Source organism: Micromonospora sp. NPDC005203 (genome assembly GCF_042872705.1).
In the GTDB taxonomy this organism is placed as follows: Bacteria; Actinomycetota; Actinomycetes; order Mycobacteriales; family Micromonosporaceae; genus Micromonospora.
This window is the reverse complement of record NZ_JBIAKV010000009.1, coordinates 227980-247305: the sequence shown is the minus strand read 5'-3', so window position 1 is coordinate 247305 and position 19326 is coordinate 227980. Positions and strand designations below refer to the sequence as shown.

Annotated in this window: 20 protein-coding genes; 10 read left to right on the top strand and 10 right to left on the bottom strand. The window is 70.6% G+C overall.

Going from position 1 to position 19326, the window contains the following annotated elements; translation table 11 throughout:
- Positions 1–14: 14 nt before the first annotated feature.
- From ACFYPM_RS21260 to ACFYPM_RS21240, 5 genes are all read right to left on the bottom strand, one after another.
- A complete protein-coding gene (locus tag ACFYPM_RS21260) occupies positions 15–1286 on the bottom strand; it encodes a beta-ketoacyl-[acyl-carrier-protein] synthase family protein (protein WP_387199531.1) in 1272 nt (423 codons plus the stop codon).
- Positions 1286–1585 carry an acyl carrier protein gene (locus ACFYPM_RS21255; RefSeq protein WP_387199528.1) on the bottom strand — a complete coding sequence of 100 codons (300 nt, stop codon included), beginning with the start codon at positions 1583–1585 and terminating at the stop codon, positions 1286–1288. The genes ACFYPM_RS21260 and ACFYPM_RS21255 overlap by 1 nt, the downstream gene beginning before the upstream one ends.
- Before the next feature lie 317 nt (positions 1586–1902).
- Positions 1903–2619 (bottom strand): alpha/beta fold hydrolase, encoded by a 717-nt coding sequence (locus tag ACFYPM_RS21250; RefSeq protein ID WP_387199525.1) that lies wholly within the window; start codon positions 2617–2619, stop codon positions 1903–1905.
- A gap of 164 nt (positions 2620–2783) precedes the next feature.
- Positions 2784–3953 carry a MalY/PatB family protein gene (locus ACFYPM_RS21245; protein WP_387199522.1) on the bottom strand — a complete coding sequence of 390 codons (1170 nt, stop codon included), beginning with the start codon at positions 3951–3953 and terminating at the stop codon, positions 2784–2786.
- A 9-nt stretch (positions 3954–3962) separates the two neighbouring features.
- Entirely contained in the window at positions 3963–4760 is a 798-nt protein-coding gene (locus tag ACFYPM_RS21240) for a group II truncated hemoglobin (RefSeq protein ID WP_387199519.1), read from the bottom strand.
- A 73-nt stretch (positions 4761–4833) separates the two neighbouring features.
- Between ACFYPM_RS21240 and ACFYPM_RS21235 the strand changes: the two genes are divergently transcribed.
- Positions 4834–5190, top strand: a complete 357-nt coding sequence (locus tag ACFYPM_RS21235; protein WP_387199516.1) for a winged helix-turn-helix transcriptional regulator — start codon at positions 4834–4836, stop codon at positions 5188–5190.
- Here ACFYPM_RS21235 and ACFYPM_RS21230 read toward each other — a convergent pair.
- Positions 5180–5677 (bottom strand): hypothetical protein, encoded by a 498-nt coding sequence (locus ACFYPM_RS21230; protein WP_387199513.1) that lies wholly within the window; start codon positions 5675–5677, stop codon positions 5180–5182. The genes ACFYPM_RS21235 and ACFYPM_RS21230 overlap by 11 nt on opposite strands.
- 150 nt (positions 5678–5827) lie before the next feature.
- Between ACFYPM_RS21230 and ACFYPM_RS21225 the strand changes: the two genes are divergently transcribed.
- The 7 genes from ACFYPM_RS21225 (at position 5828) to ACFYPM_RS21195 (ending at position 12565) form a co-directional block, all read left to right on the top strand.
- A complete protein-coding gene (locus tag ACFYPM_RS21225; RefSeq protein ID WP_387199510.1) occupies positions 5828–5992 on the top strand; it encodes a hypothetical protein in 165 nt (54 codons plus the stop codon).
- A 440-nt stretch (positions 5993–6432) separates the two neighbouring features.
- Positions 6433–7497, top strand: coding sequence for an ABC transporter substrate-binding protein (locus ACFYPM_RS21220; protein ID WP_387199507.1), 1065 nt, complete (start codon positions 6433–6435; stop codon positions 7495–7497).
- Positions 7494–8330 (top strand): ABC transporter permease, encoded by an 837-nt coding sequence (locus ACFYPM_RS21215; protein WP_387199504.1) that lies wholly within the window; start codon positions 7494–7496, stop codon positions 8328–8330. The genes ACFYPM_RS21220 and ACFYPM_RS21215 overlap by 4 nt, the downstream gene beginning before the upstream one ends.
- Positions 8306–9043: an ABC transporter ATP-binding protein gene (locus ACFYPM_RS21210; protein ID WP_387199501.1), complete on the top strand. Its 738-nt coding sequence runs from the start codon at positions 8306–8308 to the stop codon at positions 9041–9043. Before ACFYPM_RS21215 ends, ACFYPM_RS21210 begins: the two co-directional genes overlap by 25 nt.
- Complete coding sequence (locus ACFYPM_RS21205; RefSeq protein ID WP_387199498.1) at positions 9040–10377, top strand: LLM class flavin-dependent oxidoreductase; 1338 nt, start codon at positions 9040–9042, stop codon at positions 10375–10377. The genes ACFYPM_RS21210 and ACFYPM_RS21205 overlap by 4 nt, the downstream gene beginning before the upstream one ends.
- A 23-nt stretch (positions 10378–10400) precedes the next feature.
- Positions 10401–11444: an aldo/keto reductase gene (locus tag ACFYPM_RS21200; RefSeq protein ID WP_387199657.1), complete on the top strand. Its 1044-nt coding sequence runs from the start codon at positions 10401–10403 to the stop codon at positions 11442–11444.
- A complete protein-coding gene (locus ACFYPM_RS21195) occupies positions 11441–12565 on the top strand; it encodes an LLM class flavin-dependent oxidoreductase (protein WP_387199495.1) in 1125 nt (374 codons plus the stop codon). Before ACFYPM_RS21200 ends, ACFYPM_RS21195 begins: the two co-directional genes overlap by 4 nt.
- Before the next feature lie 6 nt (positions 12566–12571).
- Here the strand turns inward: ACFYPM_RS21195 and ACFYPM_RS21190 are convergent, their stop codons facing one another.
- A complete protein-coding gene (locus ACFYPM_RS21190) occupies positions 12572–13333 on the bottom strand; it encodes a hypothetical protein (protein ID WP_387199492.1) in 762 nt (253 codons plus the stop codon).
- 71 nt (positions 13334–13404) lie between these two features.
- Between ACFYPM_RS21190 and ACFYPM_RS21185 the strand changes: the two genes are divergently transcribed.
- Complete coding sequence (locus tag ACFYPM_RS21185) at positions 13405–13782, top strand: winged helix-turn-helix transcriptional regulator (RefSeq protein WP_387199489.1); 378 nt, start codon at positions 13405–13407, stop codon at positions 13780–13782.
- Here ACFYPM_RS21185 and ACFYPM_RS21180 read toward each other — a convergent pair.
- The gene (locus ACFYPM_RS21180) at positions 13772–15067 is read right to left on the bottom strand and encodes a GAF domain-containing protein (RefSeq protein ID WP_387199486.1); all 1296 of its coding nucleotides are present in this window, start codon (positions 15065–15067) and stop codon (positions 13772–13774) included. The two genes, ACFYPM_RS21185 and ACFYPM_RS21180, sit on opposite strands and share 11 nt — an antisense overlap.
- 78 nt (positions 15068–15145) lie before the next feature.
- Positions 15146–15610, bottom strand: coding sequence for a hypothetical protein (locus ACFYPM_RS21175; protein WP_387199483.1), 465 nt, complete (start codon positions 15608–15610; stop codon positions 15146–15148).
- A gap of 435 nt (positions 15611–16045) precedes the next feature.
- Between ACFYPM_RS21175 and ACFYPM_RS21170 the strand changes: the two genes are divergently transcribed.
- Positions 16046–17791, top strand: a complete 1746-nt coding sequence (locus tag ACFYPM_RS21170) for an RICIN domain-containing protein (protein ID WP_387199480.1) — start codon at positions 16046–16048, stop codon at positions 17789–17791.
- Positions 17792–17851: 60 nt separating this feature from the next.
- Here ACFYPM_RS21170 and ACFYPM_RS21165 read toward each other — a convergent pair whose 3' ends face one another.
- Positions 17852–19306, bottom strand: coding sequence for an alkaline phosphatase PhoX (locus tag ACFYPM_RS21165; protein ID WP_387199477.1), 1455 nt, complete (start codon positions 19304–19306; stop codon positions 17852–17854).
- Positions 19307–19326 lie beyond the last annotated feature (20 nt).

The following is a 19326-nucleotide window of genomic DNA, read 5'->3' as shown; positions in this document are numbered from 1 at the left end:
ACGGTGCGGATGCTTCAGTTGGAGTGGACGATGGCGCCGGTGTCGTCGACGGAGGCGAGCACCAGCGAGGCGTTGTGCCCGCCGAAACCGAACGAGTTCGTCAGGATCGGGCCGGGACGCCCGGTGCGCGGGGCATCGGCGACGACGTCGATGGGAATGTCGGACCCGCGGGTGCGCAGGTTGGCCGTTGGCGGGATCTCGCCGTGGCGCAGGGCGAGCAGTGATGCGACGACCTCGACCGCGCCGGCCGCCCCGATCAGGTGTCCCAGCGCGCCCTTCGCCGAGGTGGTCGGCGGCGCGGCCCCACCGAAGACGGTGTGGATGGCCTGCGCCTCGGCGGCGTCGTTGAGCGTCGTCGAGGTGCCGTGCGCGTTGATGTGACCGACGTCGGCCGGGTCGACGCCGGCGTCGCGCAGCGCCAGGCGCATGCAGTGCACGGCGCCGCGCCCTTCCGGATGCGGCATCGTGGAGTGGTAGGCGTCGCTGTTGAACCCGTAGCCGGCGACCTCACCATGGATGCGGGCGCCCCGGGCCAAGGCCCGGTCGAGGCGCTCCAGGAGCACGAAGGCCGAGCCCTCGGCGAGCACGAAGCCGTCCCGTGCGCCGTCGAACGGACGCGAGGCGCTCTCGGGCTCGGCATTGCGGGTGCTCAGCGCGTGCATCCGGGCGAACCCGGCGACGACGATGGGGTTGACCGCCGCCTCCGAACCGCCGGCCAGGACGACGTCGGCGCTGCCGTCACGAATGAGTCGGACGCCTTCGCCGATCGCGTTGGCGCCGGCCGTGCAGGCGGTCGAGATGCAGAAGTTCGGACCGCGCCAGCGAAGCTGCCGGGCGATGAGTGACGCCGCCGCGTTCGGCATGATCATCGGAATGGCCCATGGACTGATCCGGTCCGGACCATTCTCGATGAAGGCGCGGACCTGCCGGTAGAAGCTGTCCGATCCGCCCATTCCGGTGCCGACCACCACCGCGCAGCGGTCCGGGTCGAACTGCCGGGGATCGGCGTCGGCAAACGCGTCGAGCGCCGCCGCGAAGGCGAGTTGGCTGACCCGGTCGGTCTGCCGGACCATTTTCGGAGTGAGGTAGGCGGTCGGATCGAAGCCCTGGATCTCGCCCGCGATGCGGGTCGCGAGCCCGGAGGCGTCGAAGCTGCGGATCGGGCCGATGACCGAACGCCCGGACCGCAGTACCGACCACAGGGCGCCAGAGGTGTCACCGGCAGGCGTCCTGGCGCTCAGCCCGGTGACGGCAACCCGCTGACGGACGGGGCTGTCGCCCGCCATCAGGCCGGCGTCTTCCGCTCGACCTCCCCCACCACCTCGGCGCCCTCGGCGACATCGCCGGCCCCACCGTCGAGCACCATGTCGAGCGCCTGCCCGACAGTGTTGATCTCACGCAGCCCGTCCTGCGGCAGCCGGATCCCGAGCCGGTCCTCCAGCGCCATCATCAGCTCCACCAGATCGAGACTCTCCGCGTCGAGATCCTTACGGAAGTCGGCGTCCTCGGTCACTGACTCTGGCTCGACCACCAGCACCTCGACCGCAATCTCACGTAAAACCGCAAGAGCCTGCAGTCTGTCCATGTGACCTCCAACAATCACCCGAGACAATCGGTGCCGAATTGGGCTTGACCGGCGAGATTTGAGGCAGGCTAGCACGCAGGGTCGTTGACCAGTAAGGCCTCGAATACGCCTGCGTCATGGATCCGACTCGGATATGCCGATCGCCAATACGACGCGCTCATTTCGTCCGCATCGATAACGGATCAAGAACGGCAATTCCGCCGGCGGACGCACGACAGCGGCCCCGCGTCGTGTCGCGGGGCCGCGGAGCAGCAGACGTGTGAGACCCCGGCCCAACCGCGCCAAGGGTCCCCGGCGTGCCCACCGAGATCGGGGCCTCAGCCGCCCACGCCCCGGACCGCCTCGATGATCGTCTCGGTGACCTCGCTCGGCCGGGCCACCACCATGGCGTGCGAACCGCCGGCGACCTCACGCTGGCCGCGCGGTTGGGCGCGCTCGGCCATGAACCGGTGCGCGGCGACCGGGATGTTGTTGTCGGAGTCCCCGAACACGAACCAGCTGGGCAGCGAGCGCCACGCCGGGTCGCCGGTGAGTCCGTCACCCAGCGCCTTCTCCGTGATCGGCCGCTGCGTCCGGGCCATCTGCGCGGCGACGTCGGCCGACACGTCCGCGACGAACTGCTGGTGGTAGGCGTCCTGGCCGATCGCCACCTCGTTGCCGCCGGACGAGAGCGGGTACTTCACCAGCGTGTCCGCGAGCGTGCTGCCGGGGAACTGCCCGGACAGCGACAGCCCCGACTCGCCGGTGTCCGGGGCGAACGCGTTGACGTACACGAGGGCTCGCACCAGTGGTTCGCCGGCAGCGGCCTGCGTGATCACCATGCCACCGTAGGAGTGTCCGACGAGGATGACCGGGCCGCCGATCCCGCGTACCACGTCCCGTAGGTATGCGGCGTCGCCGGCGACCTCCCGCAGGGGGACGGCGGCAGCCACCACGTCGTACGCGGCGCCGAGCCGCTCGATCACGCCGTTCCAGCTCGCCGACTCGGCGAACGCCCCGTGGGCGAGAACGATTGTGGGCTGCGGATCAGACATAACACGCACTCCCTTACTCCGTGACGCTGTTCCACCCACGGCCGCGCCGGTGCGCCTGAATACCCGTCCCGCGAGGCCGAAACATCCGGCCCCCTCCGCTCCTTCGTCAGGTGCAGCAGGCACCCCTCGGCCGTCGCCGACCACCCCGCTCTCGGTGCCGGGATCTATCCGGCGACGGCGGTCGCCATCCGGCGTACCGCCTCGGTGATCAGCTCCGGTGCGGTGGCCAGGTTCAGCCGGACGTGCCCGTCGCCGCCGGTGCCGAAGGCCGGACCCGAGTTGAGCGCCACCCGGCCACGGTCGAGGAACACGGCGGCGGGATCGTCGCCGAGGCCGAGGGCGCGGCAGTCCAGCCAGGCGAGGTACGTGGCCTGCCCGGGTCGGTAACGGATGGCCGGCAGGTGCTCGCTGAGCAGCGCGGCGAGAAGCCGGCGGTTGTCGTCCAGGCCGGCCAGCAGGGCGTCGAGCCACTCGCCGCCGTCGCGGAAGGCGGCGGTGTGCGCGATCACGCCGAGGTGGCTGGTGCTGACGCTGGCATCGAACGGGACGCGGACGAGGTCGGTGGCCGCGGCCGGGCCGGCAATGAGCAGCGCACCGCGCAGGCCGGCCAGGTTCCATCCCTTGGAGGCCGACATGAGCGACAGGCCGTTCTCCGCGCCAGGCACCGAGAGGTACGGCACGAACCGCGCTCCCCCACCCACCACCGGAGCGTGGATCTCGTCGGCGACCACCCGCACCCCGTGTCGCTCGGCCACGTCGGTGACAGCGGCCAGCTCGTCGGCGGTGTGCAGGACGCCGGTCGGGTTGTGCGGGCTGCACAGCAGGTACGCGGCCGCTCGCCCACCGGCCCGGGCCTGGCGGAACGCGTCCTCCAGCGTGCCGAGGTCGAGCCGCAGGTCCGCGCCGAGCGGCGCCTCCACGATCCGACGGTCGGCGTGCGCCACGAACTCGTAGAACGGCGGGTAGACCGGGCAGTTGACGACCACCGCGTCGCCCGGCTCGGTGACCAGCCGCAGCGCCTCCACGACACCGTGCATCACGTCGGGCACCAGCGCGGTGCGCTCCACCGCCAGCCCGTCCCACCCCCACCGCCGCCGGGCGAACTCCGCCAACGCCTGCGGATATGCCGTCCCGGCGGGGTAGCCGGTGTCGCCGCGCGCGACCGCGTCGGTGATCGCCGCCGCGACCGGCTCGGCCAGTGGCACGTCCATCTCCGCGACCCAGAGCGGCAGCACGTCGTCGGGGTACTCCCGCCACTTGAGGCTCGTCCGTTCGCGGAGCTGATCGATCGTGAGCTGGCGAAGGGGGTTCATCGAGTCTCGGGTACCGCTCATCGCTGAAGCCTATTCCGCTCCCCGCGTGCCGGCGGGCCGCGGACCCTCCTGGTAGGGCGGAGCGACCCCCCAGCCCCAGCGTGGTACCGGCGCCTGCCGGATCGGGTCCGCCCCCGGTTGGGAGTTGCGTACCGCCAACCGGGTTCCCCACTCGAGGTAGCCCGTGAAGGCGGCGCGGAACTCCGGATCGTCGGGCAGGCCGACCTCGTCGGCGGCATCCATCATGAGGTTGACCCACCGCCGACGCTGCGCCTCGCTGATCGCCAGGCCCAGGTGCTGGCCGAGCATGTGGCGGTAGCCGCCGCGCTCGGCGGTGTAGGTGGCCGGGCCGCCGAAGACCTCGGCCAGCCACATCGCCACATGGTGGGCGTGCGCCGGATCCATGTGCGCGAAGATCGGTGCGAGCAGGTCGTCGGAGCGGACCAGGCGGTAGAAGGCAGCGCAGAGCCGCCCGAACGCGTCGACACCACCGGCCCACTGGTAAAGACTCGGCGGTGCGGCGCCACCAGACCCGGAAATCCCGGTCGGACGGTAGTGCCGCATCTCCTCGATGTCCTCGACGTACGGCCTGATCGCGGCGAAGAACCGCCCGAACACCGGGCCACCCCGAAACCCCCTGAGGTGCTCGTCCACCGACGTCCAGGTGATGCGCAGCAGGTAGGCGGCGGGCTCGTCCAGGCAGCGGCTCAACTCGTAGTCCACGCACTGCGGTGCGGCGCGGAGCGCGTCGGCGGCCCGCTCGTACGCCGCCTCGAAGCCGTCCAGCCGCTCCTGCGGCACGCGGTACCTGATGTACTCGATGACCATGGGCACAGCCCAACACCCGCAGCGACGCCGATCAAGTACGCACCATCTGGTGCGTGCCCCGAGGGAGGCCACGATGCCCAAGCGTTACCACTGCCCGGTGGAGTTCGCCGTCGACGTCATCGGCGGTAAGTGGCGGCCGGTGATCCTGGCCCACCTCAAGGAGGGCGTACACCGCTATGGCGAACTGCGCCGCCGGATGCCGGGGGTCAGCGAGAAGATGCTGACCCAGCGTCTGCGCGAGTTGGAGGCCGACGGGCTCATCCTGCGGCACGACCGCGAGAGCAACCCACCGCACGTCGAGTACCGGCTCACCGAGGAAGGACTCAGCCTCGCCCCGGTGTTGCAGGCCCTCTACGACTGGGGCACCGCACGGGCCGCCCGTACCGGCACCGCCATCGACGAACCCGCTGCCGGTGCCGTCAGTCGCTGAGACCGAGGTGCAGCAGCCACACCCGGTCGTCGCGGCGGACGACAAGGTCGACGTAGACACCTTCGTACCACTGTCTGGTGTCGACGGTGAGCTCCCAGGACTGCACGGAACCCGGCCAGAGTCGCCGCAGCAGCGCCACGACCCAGCCGGCGACCGCCTCGGCCAACTGCCGGGCCGGCATCTTCTCGGCCCACACGTACGCCGGATCCCCGGGGAGGAACAGTCCGGGTAGCGCCGCGTCGACAAGCGCGGGCCAGGAGCTGACCGGCGCCAGCCGGGATACCGCGCAGTCCTTCGGCAACAGCGCGTTCACCCCGGTGGTCACGTCGCCCAGCAGCGGTCCGCTGGTGAGGCTGAACGTGCCGACGTGGTTGGTCCCGACCAGCAGATCCTCCAGAAACCGCAACGCGCGGTCGATCATCTCCGGGATCTCGTCCGCTGTCGCGTCCCTCGCCGCCTGCAGCGTGGTCCAGTCGAATGCCGTCACGTCGGCCAGGTTAGTGAATCCGACACCGGTCCTCGATCCGGAGCGGCCGAGCCTCTGCACGTGCCACGGATCCGCCCGTCGGAGCGGGTACCCGCGCGGCGTCGTCAGCTCAGCGCCTGACCGGGATGGTTCAACCCACGGGGAGGGTCAATGACACGGCACGCGGTCCGGGCGGCGCGGATGTTCGACGGTGAGCGGCTCGTGGACGGAGGGGTGCTCGTCCTGCTGGTCGTGGACGGCGATCCGACGGACGACATCACCGTGCTGCGCCGCCCGCTGGCCGTGTACCGCGCCGGCGTTGCGCTGAGCGGCTGAGCGACTCCGTCGATGGGTCGGCGTCGCACCCCACGTGTCCCAGCGCGTGAAATCCTAGTTGACACATAGGAATTGTGGGTTAGCGTCGTATCCATGACCAGCCAGCACACCCTGCTTCGGGGCACCGCCATCGCGGTGTCGCGGGGATGCTGCCGTGGCTGGACCGCCGCCTGCGGCTGCTGCCGCTGAGCGAGCGTTACCCACTTCTTCCATCCGCGGCGCCGCCGGCTCGACGACGACCGGCAGCCGTTCCCTCCACCCGATCAACGGATGCGCGCCGAGCCGGTCACCTGGCTTCTGTCGCGTCACCCAGCGCTGCCCGCTGGTGGCCACGCGATCGTGCGCGCCGAGCCACCGATCGGCAGTCCCGGCGACGACGCCGCCCCTCGACCACGTGGGGTGCTGCCCCCGTCCCGCAACCAGCCACGAAGGAGTCGTACGTGAGATCACCATCCCTCCTGGATCGACGGGCGTTCCTGTCTGCCACCCTCGGCGCGGTCACGCTGGGCCTGACCGCCTGCGCCGGCGACGAGACACCCGCCGTGGCCCTGGCCGCCGGCGAGCCACTGCCGGAGGTGGTGCCGAAGGGCACCAAGCTCGTCATCGGGGACAAGGAGCACCAGAAGGCGATCGAGTTCTCCGGGGAGGCGGAGAAGCTGTCCTTCACCGTGGAGTGGGCGAACATCAGCGGCGGCCCACAGACCCTGGAGGCGTTCCGCGCGAAGGCGGTGGATCTCGGCTCGGTGGCGGACATCCCCCCGATCCACTCGCACTGGACCGGCATCCCCACGAAGATCGTCGCCTCCAAGTACCGCCAGGACCCGCTCAACCACGCCATCTACCGGCTCGGCATCGCACCCGGCGTCACGGTCGCGACCCTCGCCGACCTCCGCGGGAAGAAGATCGCGTACAGCCCGGGGCAGGCGCAGGGAGCGCTGGTGCTGCGGGTACTGCACAAGGCCGGCCTCAGCAAGAAGGACGTCACGCTGGTCGAGCTGCCGAGCACCGGCGACGTCTACGGGACGGCGCTCGCCAGCCGCCAGGTCGAGGTGGCCCCGATCGGGGGCGTACAGATCAAACGCTACGAGACAAAGTACGGCCGGGACGGCGCGACACTGATCTCGCACGGACTGCGGGACGACCCCGGTCACCTGTATGCCCCGGTCACCGTGCTCGGCGATCCGGCCAAGGCGGCGGCGATCCGCGAGTACGTGCAGGCGTGGGCGCGGGCCTGGCGGTGGCGCGAGGCCAACCCGGACGAGTGGATCGAGCGGTACTACGTCAAGGACCAGGGCCTGACCGCCGACGACGGCAGGTGGCTGGTCGAGAACGGCGGCGTCGCCGACATCCCGTCCAGCTGGACGGAGGCCATCGGCCGGCACCAGGAGACCATCGATCTGCTGGCCAAGGAGACGGGCAACAAGCCCCTCAGGGCCGAGGACCTCTACGACCGACGGTACGAGTCCGTGGGCGCGCAGGCGCTGACCGTGGGAGGTGCCAAGTGACAGTCCTGACACTGATCCGACCCCGGCCGCCCGCCACCGTTGCCGCCCGGCGCCCGCGGCGTCGGCTGAAGCCGGGACGCCCCATCCCGTACGGGGCGGCGATCGGTCCGTTCCTGCTCCTGGCGGTGTGGGCGGCTGGTTCGGCAGGCGGGTGGATCGATCCCCGTACCCTGTCGGCGCCCTGGACCGTGGTGACGACGGCGGGTGACCTCATCGCCGACGGCCGACTGCAGGACAACCTGGCCATCTCGGCCCAACGGGCCGGCCTGGGCCTCGCCATCGGCACCGTCGTCGGCATCGTGCTGGCCCTGCTCGCGGGCCTGAGCCGGTGGGGTGAGGCCATCCTCGACGGCCCGATCCAGATCAAGCGGGCCATCCCGGCCCTCGCGCTGATCCCGCTGCTCGTCCTCTGGTTCGGCATCGGCGAGCAGATGAAGGTCATCACCATCACGCTCGGCGTGTTCGTTCCCGTCTACATCCATACCCACAACGGGCTGCGCACCATCGACAGCCGGTACGTCGAGCTGGGCGAGTCGCTGCGACTGCGGCGGACCGCCTTCATCCGCCGGATCGTGCTGCCCGGCGCACTGCCCGGCTTCCTGCTGGGCATGCGGTTCGCGGTAGTCGGGGCGTGGCTGTCCCTGGTGGTCGTCGAGCAGATCAACTCGACGAGCGGCATCGGCTACATGATGGACCTGGCCCGCGAGTACGGCCAGACCGACGTGATCATCGTCGGACTCGTGCTGTACGGACTGCTCGGACTGCTGTCCGACGGTGCCGTCCGACTCGTGCAGAGGAGGGCCCTGTCATGGCGACGCACCATGGCGGACTGACCGCCACCCGTACCGTCCGGGTCGAGGGGTTGATCCGCCGCTTCGGGGATCGGGCCGTCCTGGACGGGTTCGACCTGGAGATCGGCGAGGGCGAGTTCGTCGCGCTGCTGGGCCGCAGCGGCTCGGGCAAGAGCACCCTGCTGCGGGCACTCGCCGGCCTGGACGGCGACGCCACCGGCACGGGCCTGGTCGACGTACCGGAGAACTCCTCGGTCGTCTTCCAGGACGCCCGGCTGCTGCCCTGGCAGCGGGTGCTGGACAACGTCGTTCTCGGCCTACGCGGGCCGGACGCCCACCAGCGCGGCCAGGCCGCACTCGCCGAGGTCGGCCTGGCCGGGCGGGAGCGGGCCTGGCCCAACGAGCTGTCCGGTGGCGAGCAGCAACGGGTGGCGCTGGCCCGGGCGCTGGTGTCCGAGCCGGACCTGCTGCTCGCCGACGAGCCGTTCGGCGCGCTGGACGCGCTGACCCGCCTGCGCATGCACGGCCTGCTGCGTGAACTGTGCGCCCGGCACCGGCCCACGGTGCTGCTCGTCACCCACGACGTCGACGAGGCGATCACGCTGGCCGACCGGGTGCTGCTGCTCGACGCCGGCCGGATCGCCGTCGACCTCGCCATCGATCTGCCGGCGCCGCGCTCGTACCGGCAGCCGCAATTCCTCGCGTACCGCGAGACCCTGCTCCGCGCACTCGGCGTCGACCCGACGGAGGGATGACCATGCTGCACCTCAACGCGTTCCTGATGGGCGTCGGCCACCACGAGGCGGCCTGGCGGCTGCCGGAGAGCGATCCGTTCGCGCAGACCGACGTCGAGCACTTCACCCGCCTGGCGCGCATCGCCGAGCGGGGCAAGCTCGACTCGCTCTTCCTCGCCGACAGCCCGGTGCTCTGGAACAGCATCGGCCGACGGCCGGCGGGCACGCTCGAACCGACGGTGCTGCTCACCGCGCTGGCCGGCGCGACACGCCACATCGGGCTCATCGCGACCGCCTCGACGACGTACAACGAGCCGTTCAACCTGGCCCGCCGGTTCGCGTCGCTGGACCACATCAGCGGCGGCCGCGCGGGGTGGAACATCGTCACCACCGCCGGCGTGGACGCCGCCCGCAACTTCAACCTGGACGAGCTGCCCGCCCACCGGGACCGGTACGAGCGAGCCGCCGAGTTCCTGGAGGTCTCGCTGAAACTCTGGGACAGCTGGGACGACGACGCCCCACTCGGTGACAAGGACGCCGGCCGGTGGGGCGACGACGACCTGCTCTACCCGCCCCGCCACGTCGGACGGCACTTCCGGGTGGCCGGCCCGCTCAACGTGCCCCGCTCACCGCAGGGCTACCCGCTGCTGGTTCAGGCCGGCTCGTCCGAGGACGGCAAGGAGTTGGCCGCCCGGTACGCCGAGGCCGTCTTCACCGCCCAGCAGACACTCGCCGAGGCGCAGGATTTCTACCGCGACCTCAAGCGACGTGCCGCGCAGGTCGGCCGCGACCCGGACGGCGTCAAGATCCTGCCCGGCATCGTGCCGGCGGTCGCCCCCACCGAGACGGAGGCCCGCGCGCTGGAGGAGGAGCTGGATCGGCTGATCAGACCCGAGTACGCGAGGGCCCAGCTCGCCACCACGCTGCGGGTCGCCCCGGAGGACCTCGACCTGGACAAGGAACTGCCCGCCGACCTGCCCAGCGAGGACGAGATCCAGGGTGCCAAGAGTAGGTACACGCTGATCGTCACCCTGGCCCGGCGGGAGCGCCTGACCGTACGCCAGCTCATCGGTCGGCTCGGCGGCGGTCGCGGGCACCGCACCTTCGCCGGCACGCCGGAGCAGGTCGCCGACGCCATCGAGGAGTGGTACCGCAGCGGTGCCGCCGACGGCTTCAACATCATGCCGCCGGTGCTGCCGTCCGGGCTGGAGACGTTCGTCGACCACGTCGTGCCGATCCTCCAGCGCCGGGGCCTGTTCCGCACCGAGTACACCGGGACCACCCTGCGCGACCACTACGGGCTGCCCCGCCCGGTCAACCAGTCCGCACGGCGGCTCGCCGCCGCTTCCCACTGATCACCTGGAGAGGACGAACGATGGTGGAGCACCGACCCTTCGGGCGCACCGGCGTACGAATCAGCTCACTGACGCTGGGCGCGATGAACTTCGGCCAACGGGGTAACCCCGACCACGAGGACGGCATCCGGATCATCCATCGAGCCCTCGACGCGGGCATCAACGCCATCGACACCGCCGACGTCTACTCGCACGGCGAGTCGGAGGAGATCGTCGGCAAGGCACTCGCCGGTGGGCGTCGCGACGAGGTCTTCCTCGCCACCAAGTTCCACGGCCAGGTGGGCGACAACCCGCAGCACCGGGGCAACTCCCGCCGCTGGATCTTCCAGGCGGTGGAGCACAGCCTGCGCCGGCTGGGCACCGACTGGATCGACCTGTACCAGGTGCACCGGCCGGAGCCGGACACCGACTTCGACGAGACCCTGGGCGCGCTCACCGACCTGGTCCGCCAGGGCAAGATCCGCTACCTCGGCACCTCCACGTTCGAGCCGTCGGCCATCGTGGAGGGTCAGTGGGTCGCGCAGCGGCGCGGCCGGGAGCGGGTGGTCAGCGAGCAGCCGCCGTACTCGATCCTGGCCCGCGGGATCGAACGCGAGGTGCTGCCGGTGGCGCAGCGCTACGAGCTGGCGGTGCTCCCGTGGAGCCCACTGGCCGGCGGATGGCTCTCCGGGCGCTACCACGGCAAGCTCGACACGCCGATCTCCCGCCGGGCCGACCGGTTACCCGCCCGGTTCGACCCGTCGTGGCCGGCCAACGCCGCCAAGCTCGCCGTCGTCGACGAGCTGGCCGCCCTCGCCCACGACGCCGGCTTGTCCCTGATCCACCTGGCCATCGCGTTCGTCCTGGAACACCCGGCCGTCACGTCGGCGATCATCGGCCCACGCACGTTGACCCACCTGGAGTCACAGCTCGGCGCCGCCAAGGTGACCCTGTCCCGCGACGTGCTGGACCGCATCGACGCCATCGTCCCGCCGGGCACCACGCTGAACCCCGCCGACGCCGGATACCAACCGCCGTCGTTGACCGACCCGGCACACCGGCGTCGCGACGGGAGGAACGGCCGATGAGTTCGGAGTTTCTCTGGTACATCCCCAACCAGGTCGAACCGGGCCACCGCGGCGACGACGTCGTCCAGCAGCACAACAGTCTCGACACGCTCACCGGCCACGCCCAGGCGCTCGAGCGGCACGGGTGGTCCGGCGCCCTCATCGGCACCGGCTGGGGACGCCCCGACACCTTCACGGTCGCCGCCGCGCTCGCCGCCCGTACTACGACATTCCAGCCGCTGATCGCGATCCGGCCCGGCTACTGGCGTCCGGCCAACTTCGCCTCGGCCGCCGCGACGCTGGACCACCTCACCCAGGGGCGGGTGCTCGTCAACATCGTGTCCGGCAAGGACAACCTGGCGGCGTACGGCGACACCGACGGCGACCAGGCCGCCCGCTACGCCCGGACCAGGGAGTTCATCCAGCTCGTGCGCCGGCTGTGGACCGAGGACGCCGTCACCTACCATGGCGAGCACTTCGGCGTCACCGACTCCACCCTGGCGCTCCGACCGGTCGTTCGCGGCGAGCGCACGCACCCGCGCCTGTACTTCGGTGGCGCCTCGGCCGCCGCCGAGGAGGTGGCCGCCACCGAGGCCGACGTCCAGCTCTTCTGGGGCGAGCCACTCGACGGCGTGGCGGAGCGGATCGAGCGCCTGCGGCAGCTCAGCGAGAAGCTGGGGCGCGAGCACGCCCCACTGGAGTTCGGGCTGCGGGTCACCACCCTGGTCCGGGACACCACCGACCAGGCGTGGGCCGACGCCGAGGCGAAGGTCGCCCAACTGGCGAACCGCACCGGCGGTATCGAACGCAACAGACACTGGCAGGCCGCCGTCGGCCAGCGGCGGTTGCTCGACCTCGCCGCACGCGGCGACGTGCTCGACGACAACCTCTACACCGCACCCGGCAGGTACGGCGGCGGTGGGGCCGGCACCACCTGGTTGGTGGGCTCGGCCGAGGACGTGGCGCGAGCACTGCGCAGGTACGAGAGTCTGGGTGTCACACACTTCGTGCTCTCCGACACGCCCTACCTACCGGAGATCGACCGCCAGGGCACGCAGCTCCTGCCCCTGCTGCGGGAAGGGGCGACCGACGCCCGCCGGACCAGCACGCGGGACCGGGGCACGGTGCCGGCGGTCAGCTGAGCCCGATCACCCGCGGTGCGGCGCGGTCAGCTCGGCAAGCAGCGTGTAGAGCCGAGCGGCCGTCGACCGGTCGAACTCCGGCCGGGCCAGAGACACCGGCGCTCCTCGACGCAGCGCTGTCAGTCGGGCGGTCGGCGGTTGGGCCAGCAGGGCGGCCAGGTGGGCGGCTGCGGTGTCGGTGGATCGTCCGAACAGGGCGGCTGACGCGCCGACGATGGCACGTGCCGGCTGGCGGAGGTAGCGGTGCATGCCGCTGTTGACGAACAGGGGGTTGTAGAGCACGTAGCGGATCTGGCTCTGGGGATGCGCGGTCGCGAAGCCCGCTCCCAGGAGGTCGTTGGCGCGTGCGCCCTGCATGGTGGCCTTGAACAGGCTGTATCCATCGGCGAGCTGGAGGTCGTTCCAGTTGATTCCGCCGGCCCGGATTCCACCGGTGCCGCTGAGGTTGAGGATGAGCGGCGCCTCCGCACGCTCCAGCGCGGGGCGAAGCCGTTCGGCGAGTAGATAACGACTGAGGACGTAGATCGCGAAAGTCTGCTCGAAACCCTCGTCGGTGACGACCCGCCGCTGGCCGAAACGTCCCGCGGCCAGCACCAACACGTCAATCTTGTCGGGGAGCCGGTGTGTCAGTGCTGCGGTCTGCCGGACCGAGGTGAGGTCCGCGTCGGCGCTGCCGATCGCGATGACCCGGTCGCCGGCTTGCCGGAGACGGTGAGCGAGTGCTCCGCCGATGCCTCGTGTCCCGCCCGTGATTACCACTGTGCGCATACTTTCATCGTGGGTCTCGCCCGAGTTCGCGGAAAGAAGGCACATCGATGTCACCGGTACTACCGCTACCCGTGACCCTGGCCGACCGTGCGGCGTGCACGGCGACCGACGTCCTGCGGCGGGTGGGTGAGAAGTGGACAGTTCTCATTCTCGCCGTACTCCACGAGCGTCCGTACGGTTTCAACGAACTCGATCGCACCGTCCATGGGCTGAGCCGGCGCATTCTCACCCGCACGCTGCGAACGTTGGAGGCCGATGGGCTGATCAGTCGCCAACAGATGTCGGATCGCGTCGAGTACGCGCTCACCGGCCTGGGCCACTCACTTCTGCCGTTGGTCATCGCCCTCGGTGAGTGGGCGGTCGATCACGCGTCCGAGATCGAACAGGCACGAGCGCGGGCTGCGCCCACCGCCGCAGCCAGGGTGGAAAATTACTCGTCTAGCGCTTGAGGTACGCGGCCAGGCCGCCGAGCTCCTCGCTGGCGATGAACACCGACCGTACGTTGAGGATGGCCTCCTCGACGTGGGCGGAGCAGCCCCACGCCGCGTCGCCCCACGAATCGGCGATCTTGATCTCGGCCGGGGCGGTGCATCCCGGAGCGCCACCGAGCTCGCAGTGCTCCGGGTGCGGCATGGCCGCCTGCGTGGCCGCCGCCGCGCGCATCCGGGCGGCGAGTTCCGCGGCGGCGCTCGCGCGCTGCTCGGCCTCGGCGCGCAGCTCCCGTTCCACGCGTACCACCTTGGCCAGCTCGTCATGAGCGGACCTGGCACGTGCTTCGGCGGCTCGGCGCGCCTGCTCGCTGTGGTGACACTCGATCGCCAGGGCGGCGGTGCCGGCGAAGACCCGGGCAAGGGCGAGGTCGGAGTCCTGCGGGGCGCGCGGGGTGCGGTGGTACATGGCGAAGGTGCCCAGGAGGCCGCCGTCGCGGGCCAGGATCGGCGTGGACCAGCAGGCCGACAGACCAGCCCGCTCGGCCAGTGCCCGGAAGTCGTCCCAGAACGGGTCGGTGCCGATGTCGGTGACGATCACCGGCTCCCGCCGGTGGGCGGCCGTGCCGCAAGACCCGACGCCCTCGCCGGTGGCGATCCCGTCGATGGCCTCGTTGTAGAAGTCGGGAAGGCTGGGTGCGGCACCGTGGCGCAGGTGCCGGCCGTCGGGGTCGGCGAGGAGGACGGAGACGAGCACCTCCTGCGGTGCGAGATTCTCGATACAGCGGGCCATCCCGTCGAGCACCTCGGTCAGGGGTGCCTGCCGGGCGATCTGCTCCACCAGGGCGCGGTGTTCGGCCATCAACCGCTGGGCCTGCTTGACCTGGGTGGTCTCCACACCGAGCACCCGGATCCCGGAGACCTGACCGGAGACGTCCCGGCGCGGCTCGTAGGTGAAGTCGAAGAACGCCTCCCGCGCCTGCGGGCCGGTGCCCAGCATGATCCGGGCGTCACTGCCGGTGTAGGGCTCACCCGTGCGGTAGACCTGGTCCAGCAGCCCGATGAAGCCCTGACCGGCCAGTTCGGGCATCAGGTCCACAAGCGCGACCCCGGTGCGAGCCCGTTGCTCGCCGATGGTGGCGAAGAACGCCGGGTTCGCCGTCTCCACCAGATGCGCCGGCCCCGCCAGCGAGGCGAAGACGGCGCTGGACTGCCCGAACAACGCCCGCAGATCCTCCTCCGCCCCACCTTGCCCGGAGCCCGCCGGATCCGCAGCCCTGGGCAGTTGGCCTGGTACCGCCGTCACGTCGTGGTCCGCCTCTCGTCCGGGTTACCGCCGATGCAGCCTACCGGCGGGACGGACCGACGGCGAACGCACGCAGGTTCAGGACCTCCGACGGCCGTAGGAGACGGTCGTCCCCACCAGCAGCACCGCCCCCAGGAAGAAGTAGGTGTTGATGCCGAGGCCGGCCCAGAACTCGCCCGTGGAGATGTCGTCGGCGCCGACAAAGCCGCCGCGGCGGACACCGGTGACCATCAGCAGGTTCTCGGCCATCCCGGGAACACCCCGGATCACGAGCAGGATGCTGCCACCCAGAAGCGGCGGCAGAAGGAGCCACCGGGGAAGGTGCCGAGCCCAGGGACGGACGGTGGCGTGGACGACGACCGCCCCGACGGCCGACACCGAGATGAGTACGACGTTGAAGATCACGTAGACCCGCATACTCCACGGTCCGCCACCGGTCGGATCGTCACCGGGAAAGAACACCAGGAACACATGGGACACCACGAAGAAGATCAACCAGGCGAGGGCGCCGTACGCCCAACGCGGATCTCTGCTGGCAGGCATACGAGCACCATCGTCGCGCCGGTCCGATGACGCCTCCCTCGTTCGGGGGGCTCTCCTCCCGCGACTGGGCGAGGCGCGGCACGACGACGTGACCGGCTGAGGCCGCCGGCAAGCGAGAGTACGCACCGCCGCGCCACCACCCGCCGAACCCGAGGATGCCCGCCAAAATCGTCGGCACCGGTGGCGCGGCGGCACTGCTCGATGCGACACGCAGAGTGCCCATCCGCTCACTGAGCTGCTCGTTCTTGACCCCTGGCGACGGCAGAACTTAGACTCCCGTGATTGTTAACGTTAACAGTTACGTCACTCGATCGTAATCGACAGGTCATCGCCACCGGGGTCCCCGTCAACCCCGATGGCGACGCGACAGACCGGTGCCGACCGGGCCGATGGGACCGCGAAGGCGCGTACCACCACCAGCCAGGAGGACGAGACATGACGCACGAGCAGAACGAGCCGGTGAGCGGCGAGCGGAAGTTGCTGAGCCGGAGAACCGTCCTGACGACGATGGGGGCCGTACCGGTCGCGGCGGTCGCCGCGGTCGCGGTGCCCACGGCGGCCTTCGCCGCACCGGCGAGCATCAATCCGTCCGCCACCCGGCAGACGATCCGGGGCTTCGGCGCCATGGCCCACGCCGCCTGGATCGGCGACCTGACGGCCGCCCAGCGGGACACGGCCTTCGGCACCGGCCAGGGTCAGTTGGGGTTCTCCCTGCTGCGGATCCCCGTCAACGAGAACCAGGCGGACTGGAGCGCCGACCTGGCGACGGCGCAACGCGCGGTCGCGCTCGGAGCGACGGTCTTCGCATCCCCGTGGAACCCCCCGGCCAGCATGATCGAGACGTTCACCCGCGGCAGCCAGACCAACGCCCGGCGCCTGCGGTACAGCTCGTACGCCGCCTACGCCACGCACCTGAACAACTTCACCACACACCTGCGCAACAACGGGGTGAACCTGCACGCCATCTCCGTCCAGAACGAGCCCGACTACGCGGCCGAGTGGACGTGGTGGACCAGCACCGAGATGCTCCGGTTCCTGCGGGAGAACGCCGGCTCGATCAGCACCAGGGTCATCGCGCCGGAGTCCTTCCAGTACGTGAAATCCGTGTCGGACCCGATCCTCAACGACTCCACGGCACTGGCCAATGTGGACATCATTGGGGCACACCTGTACGGCACCTCGTACTCGAACTTCGCGTACCCCCTGTTCAAGCAGAAGGGGGCGGGCAAAGAACTCTGGATGACCGAGGTCTACTACCCGAACAGCAACACGAACTCGGGCGACGCCTGGCCCGAGGCACTCGACGTGGGCGAGCACATCCACCGCGCCATGGTCGACGCCGAGTTCCAGGCGTACGTCTGGTGGTACCTCCGGCGCAGCTACGGCCCCATGCGCGAGGACGGTCAGATCAGCAAGCGCGGGGCCATGATGGCGCACTTCGCCAGGTTCGTCCGTCCCGGATACCAGCGGATCGACGCGACGGCGAACCCGACGTCGAACGTCTACGTCTCGGCGTACCGGGGCGGTGACACCGTCGTGATCGTCGCCGTCAACAAGAACACCTCGGCGGTGAGCCAGCAGTTCACCCTGTCCAACACCACCGCCACCGGCAGCGTCTCGAACTGGCTGACCGACGGGAGCAGGACGGTCGCGCCCCAGGGTGCGCTCACCATGTCGAACGGCTCGCTCACCGTCACGCTCCCCGCCCGCAGCGTGATGACCTTCGTGACCACCGTGAGCGGCGGCACGAACCCGGTGGGAGACACCTACAAGCTGGTGAACGTCGACACCGGTGTCGTCCTCGGCGTACAGAACATGTCCACCGCCGACGGCGGCCTGGCCGTGGTGTGGGGCGACACCGGCACCGCCGACCACAACTGGGTCCGGGTCACCGACGGCAACGCGTTCCGGTTCCGCAACGTCAACAGCGGCAAGGTCCTCGGCGTCGAGAACATGTCCACCGCCGACAACGCCCGTGTCATGCAGTGGAGCGACAACGGCACCGCCGACCACCGCTGGACCCTGGTGGCCAACAGCGACGGCTCCTACCGGATCCGCAACGTCAACAGCGGCAAGGTGCTCGCCATCCTCAACGGCTCCAGCACCTGGGGCGCCCAGGCCGTCCAGTACACCGACAACGGCAGCACCAGGAACAACTGGCGGCTGGTCCAGGTCGGCTGACGGTCCACCGGTGCGGCTCCGGTGGGGATCACCTGATCCCCACCGGGCCGCCCCCCTCGGTCAGCCCAGGTACTTCTCCCACGGGCCGGTGATGGCCAGGGTGAGGCCCGGGTCCTGCATGTTGACGAAGAGCACCCGGCCGTCGGCCGTGAAGGTCGGCCCGCAGAACTCCGAATCGTTGAGCTGGTTGCGGGCGATCGCGTACGTCGGCCCACCCGGGGTCGTGCTGAGCACGTGGGAGGCCCCGGTGCCGTCCTCGGCGAGGACCAGACTGCCCCACGGCGTGACGGACACGTTGTCCGGTCCGTCGAAGGTGAGGTCGTTGTACCTGACCGGAGTGCCCTCCTCCGACGCCGTCTGGTGCGGGAAGTACGTCACCAACTGGATGGTCTGGGCCTTGAAGTTGTAGAACCAGACCATGCCGTCGTGCGGCGCGGCGTCGGCCGGCAGGTCACCCTCGTCCCAGGCGTAGGAGTTGACCACGTACACACCCTCGTCGGTGCTCCACACACCCTCGAACTTGCGTCCCCGGGTGACCTGACCGTCGGCGAACTGCTCGCGCACGGACGTGTGCCGCGCGTCGCGGTCCGGCACCTCGATCCACCGTACGGGGAAGGGGCGGCCCAACTGGGCGGAGGTCAGGTAGGCGACGTCCGGCAGCACCGAGCCGTCGTCCAGGATGATCTGCATGGCGGCGAGGACGCCCGCGTTCGGTGCGAGGCGGGTGAGCACGCCGGGGCCGAGCTTGACGCCGCGGGGCGCCGACCAGCGGTAGAAGAGGCCGTTGGGCTCGTCGGCGTCCTCGGATAGGTAGATGGCGCTGCGGTCCTTGTCGACAGCCAGGGCCTCGTGCGAGTAGCGACCCAGGCACTTGATCGGCTTCGGGTCCGCGCTGCCGTCGGCCCAGACCTCGAAGACGTACCCGTGGTCCTTCTGGTAGACGCCGGACCGGTCGCCCTCTTCCCACTCGTCGCCGGCCCGGTCCTCGGTCTCCTCGCAGGTGAGCCAGGTGCCCCAGGGGGTCGGCCCGCCGGCGCAGTTGGAGATGGTGCCGGAGAGGGCGACGAACTCACCCAGGTTGCGGCCCGCACGGTCCGTTCTGATCACGGTGCAGCCGCCGGCGTCGACGGCGCCCGCGTCGTACACCGTGCCCTTGACGTGCGGTACGCCGAACTCGGCGCCCGGGTCGATCTCGTGGTTCTGGATCAGGGTGTACCGGCCCTGGCCGGCGTCGTAGACGGCCATGCCGTCATGGTCCGACGGCGTCACGCCCTGACCCCGGTCGAGCCGGGTGACGCCGGTCCGGGTCACCACGGTGTAGCTGAAGCCCTCGGGCAGGGCCAGGATCCCCTTGGGGTCGTCCACGAGCGGCGGGAAGGGCACGTGGCCGCCCTGGACCGGCGAGTGCGGCCGGCCGGGGCTGGCCTGGGCCAGGGACGGCAGGCCGCCGGCGACGGCAAGGCCCACGCCGGCGGCGGCGCCGCCCGCGAGGAAGGTACGACGGGAGGAAGGCACGCGGATCAGCTCCTGGTCCA

Excerpts from the sequence above, each read along its gene's own strand:
- ACFYPM_RS21205 (WP_387199498.1), top strand. The coding sequence starts at position 9,040 with ATGACCATGCTGCACCTCAACGCGTTCCTGATGGGCGTCGGCCACCAC.
- ACFYPM_RS21255 (WP_387199528.1), bottom strand. The coding sequence starts at position 1,585 with ATGGACAGACTGCAGGCTCTTGCGGTTTTACGTGAGATTGCGGTCGAG.
- ACFYPM_RS21210 (WP_387199501.1), top strand. The coding sequence starts at position 8,306 with ATGGCGACGCACCATGGCGGACTGACCGCCACCCGTACCGTCCGGGTC.
- ACFYPM_RS21190 (WP_387199492.1), bottom strand. The coding sequence starts at position 13,333 with ATGCGCACAGTGGTAATCACGGGCGGGACACGAGGCATCGGCGGAGCA.
- ACFYPM_RS21170 (WP_387199480.1), top strand. The coding sequence starts at position 16,046 with ATGACGCACGAGCAGAACGAGCCGGTGAGCGGCGAGCGGAAGTTGCTG.
- ACFYPM_RS21250 (WP_387199525.1), bottom strand. The coding sequence starts at position 2,619 with ATGTCTGATCCGCAGCCCACAATCGTTCTCGCCCACGGGGCGTTCGCC.
- ACFYPM_RS21245 (WP_387199522.1), bottom strand. The coding sequence starts at position 3,953 with ATGAGCGGTACCCGAGACTCGATGAACCCCCTTCGCCAGCTCACGATC.
- ACFYPM_RS21225 (WP_387199510.1), top strand. The coding sequence starts at position 5,828 with ATGACACGGCACGCGGTCCGGGCGGCGCGGATGTTCGACGGTGAGCGG.
- ACFYPM_RS21240 (WP_387199519.1), bottom strand. The coding sequence starts at position 4,760 with ATGGTCATCGAGTACATCAGGTACCGCGTGCCGCAGGAGCGGCTGGAC.
- ACFYPM_RS21260 (WP_387199531.1), bottom strand. The coding sequence starts at position 1,286 with ATGGCGGGCGACAGCCCCGTCCGTCAGCGGGTTGCCGTCACCGGGCTG.
- ACFYPM_RS21175 (WP_387199483.1), bottom strand. The coding sequence starts at position 15,610 with ATGCCTGCCAGCAGAGATCCGCGTTGGGCGTACGGCGCCCTCGCCTGG.
- ACFYPM_RS21235 (WP_387199516.1), top strand. The coding sequence starts at position 4,834 with ATGCCCAAGCGTTACCACTGCCCGGTGGAGTTCGCCGTCGACGTCATC.
- ACFYPM_RS21195 (WP_387199495.1), top strand. The coding sequence starts at position 11,441 with ATGAGTTCGGAGTTTCTCTGGTACATCCCCAACCAGGTCGAACCGGGC.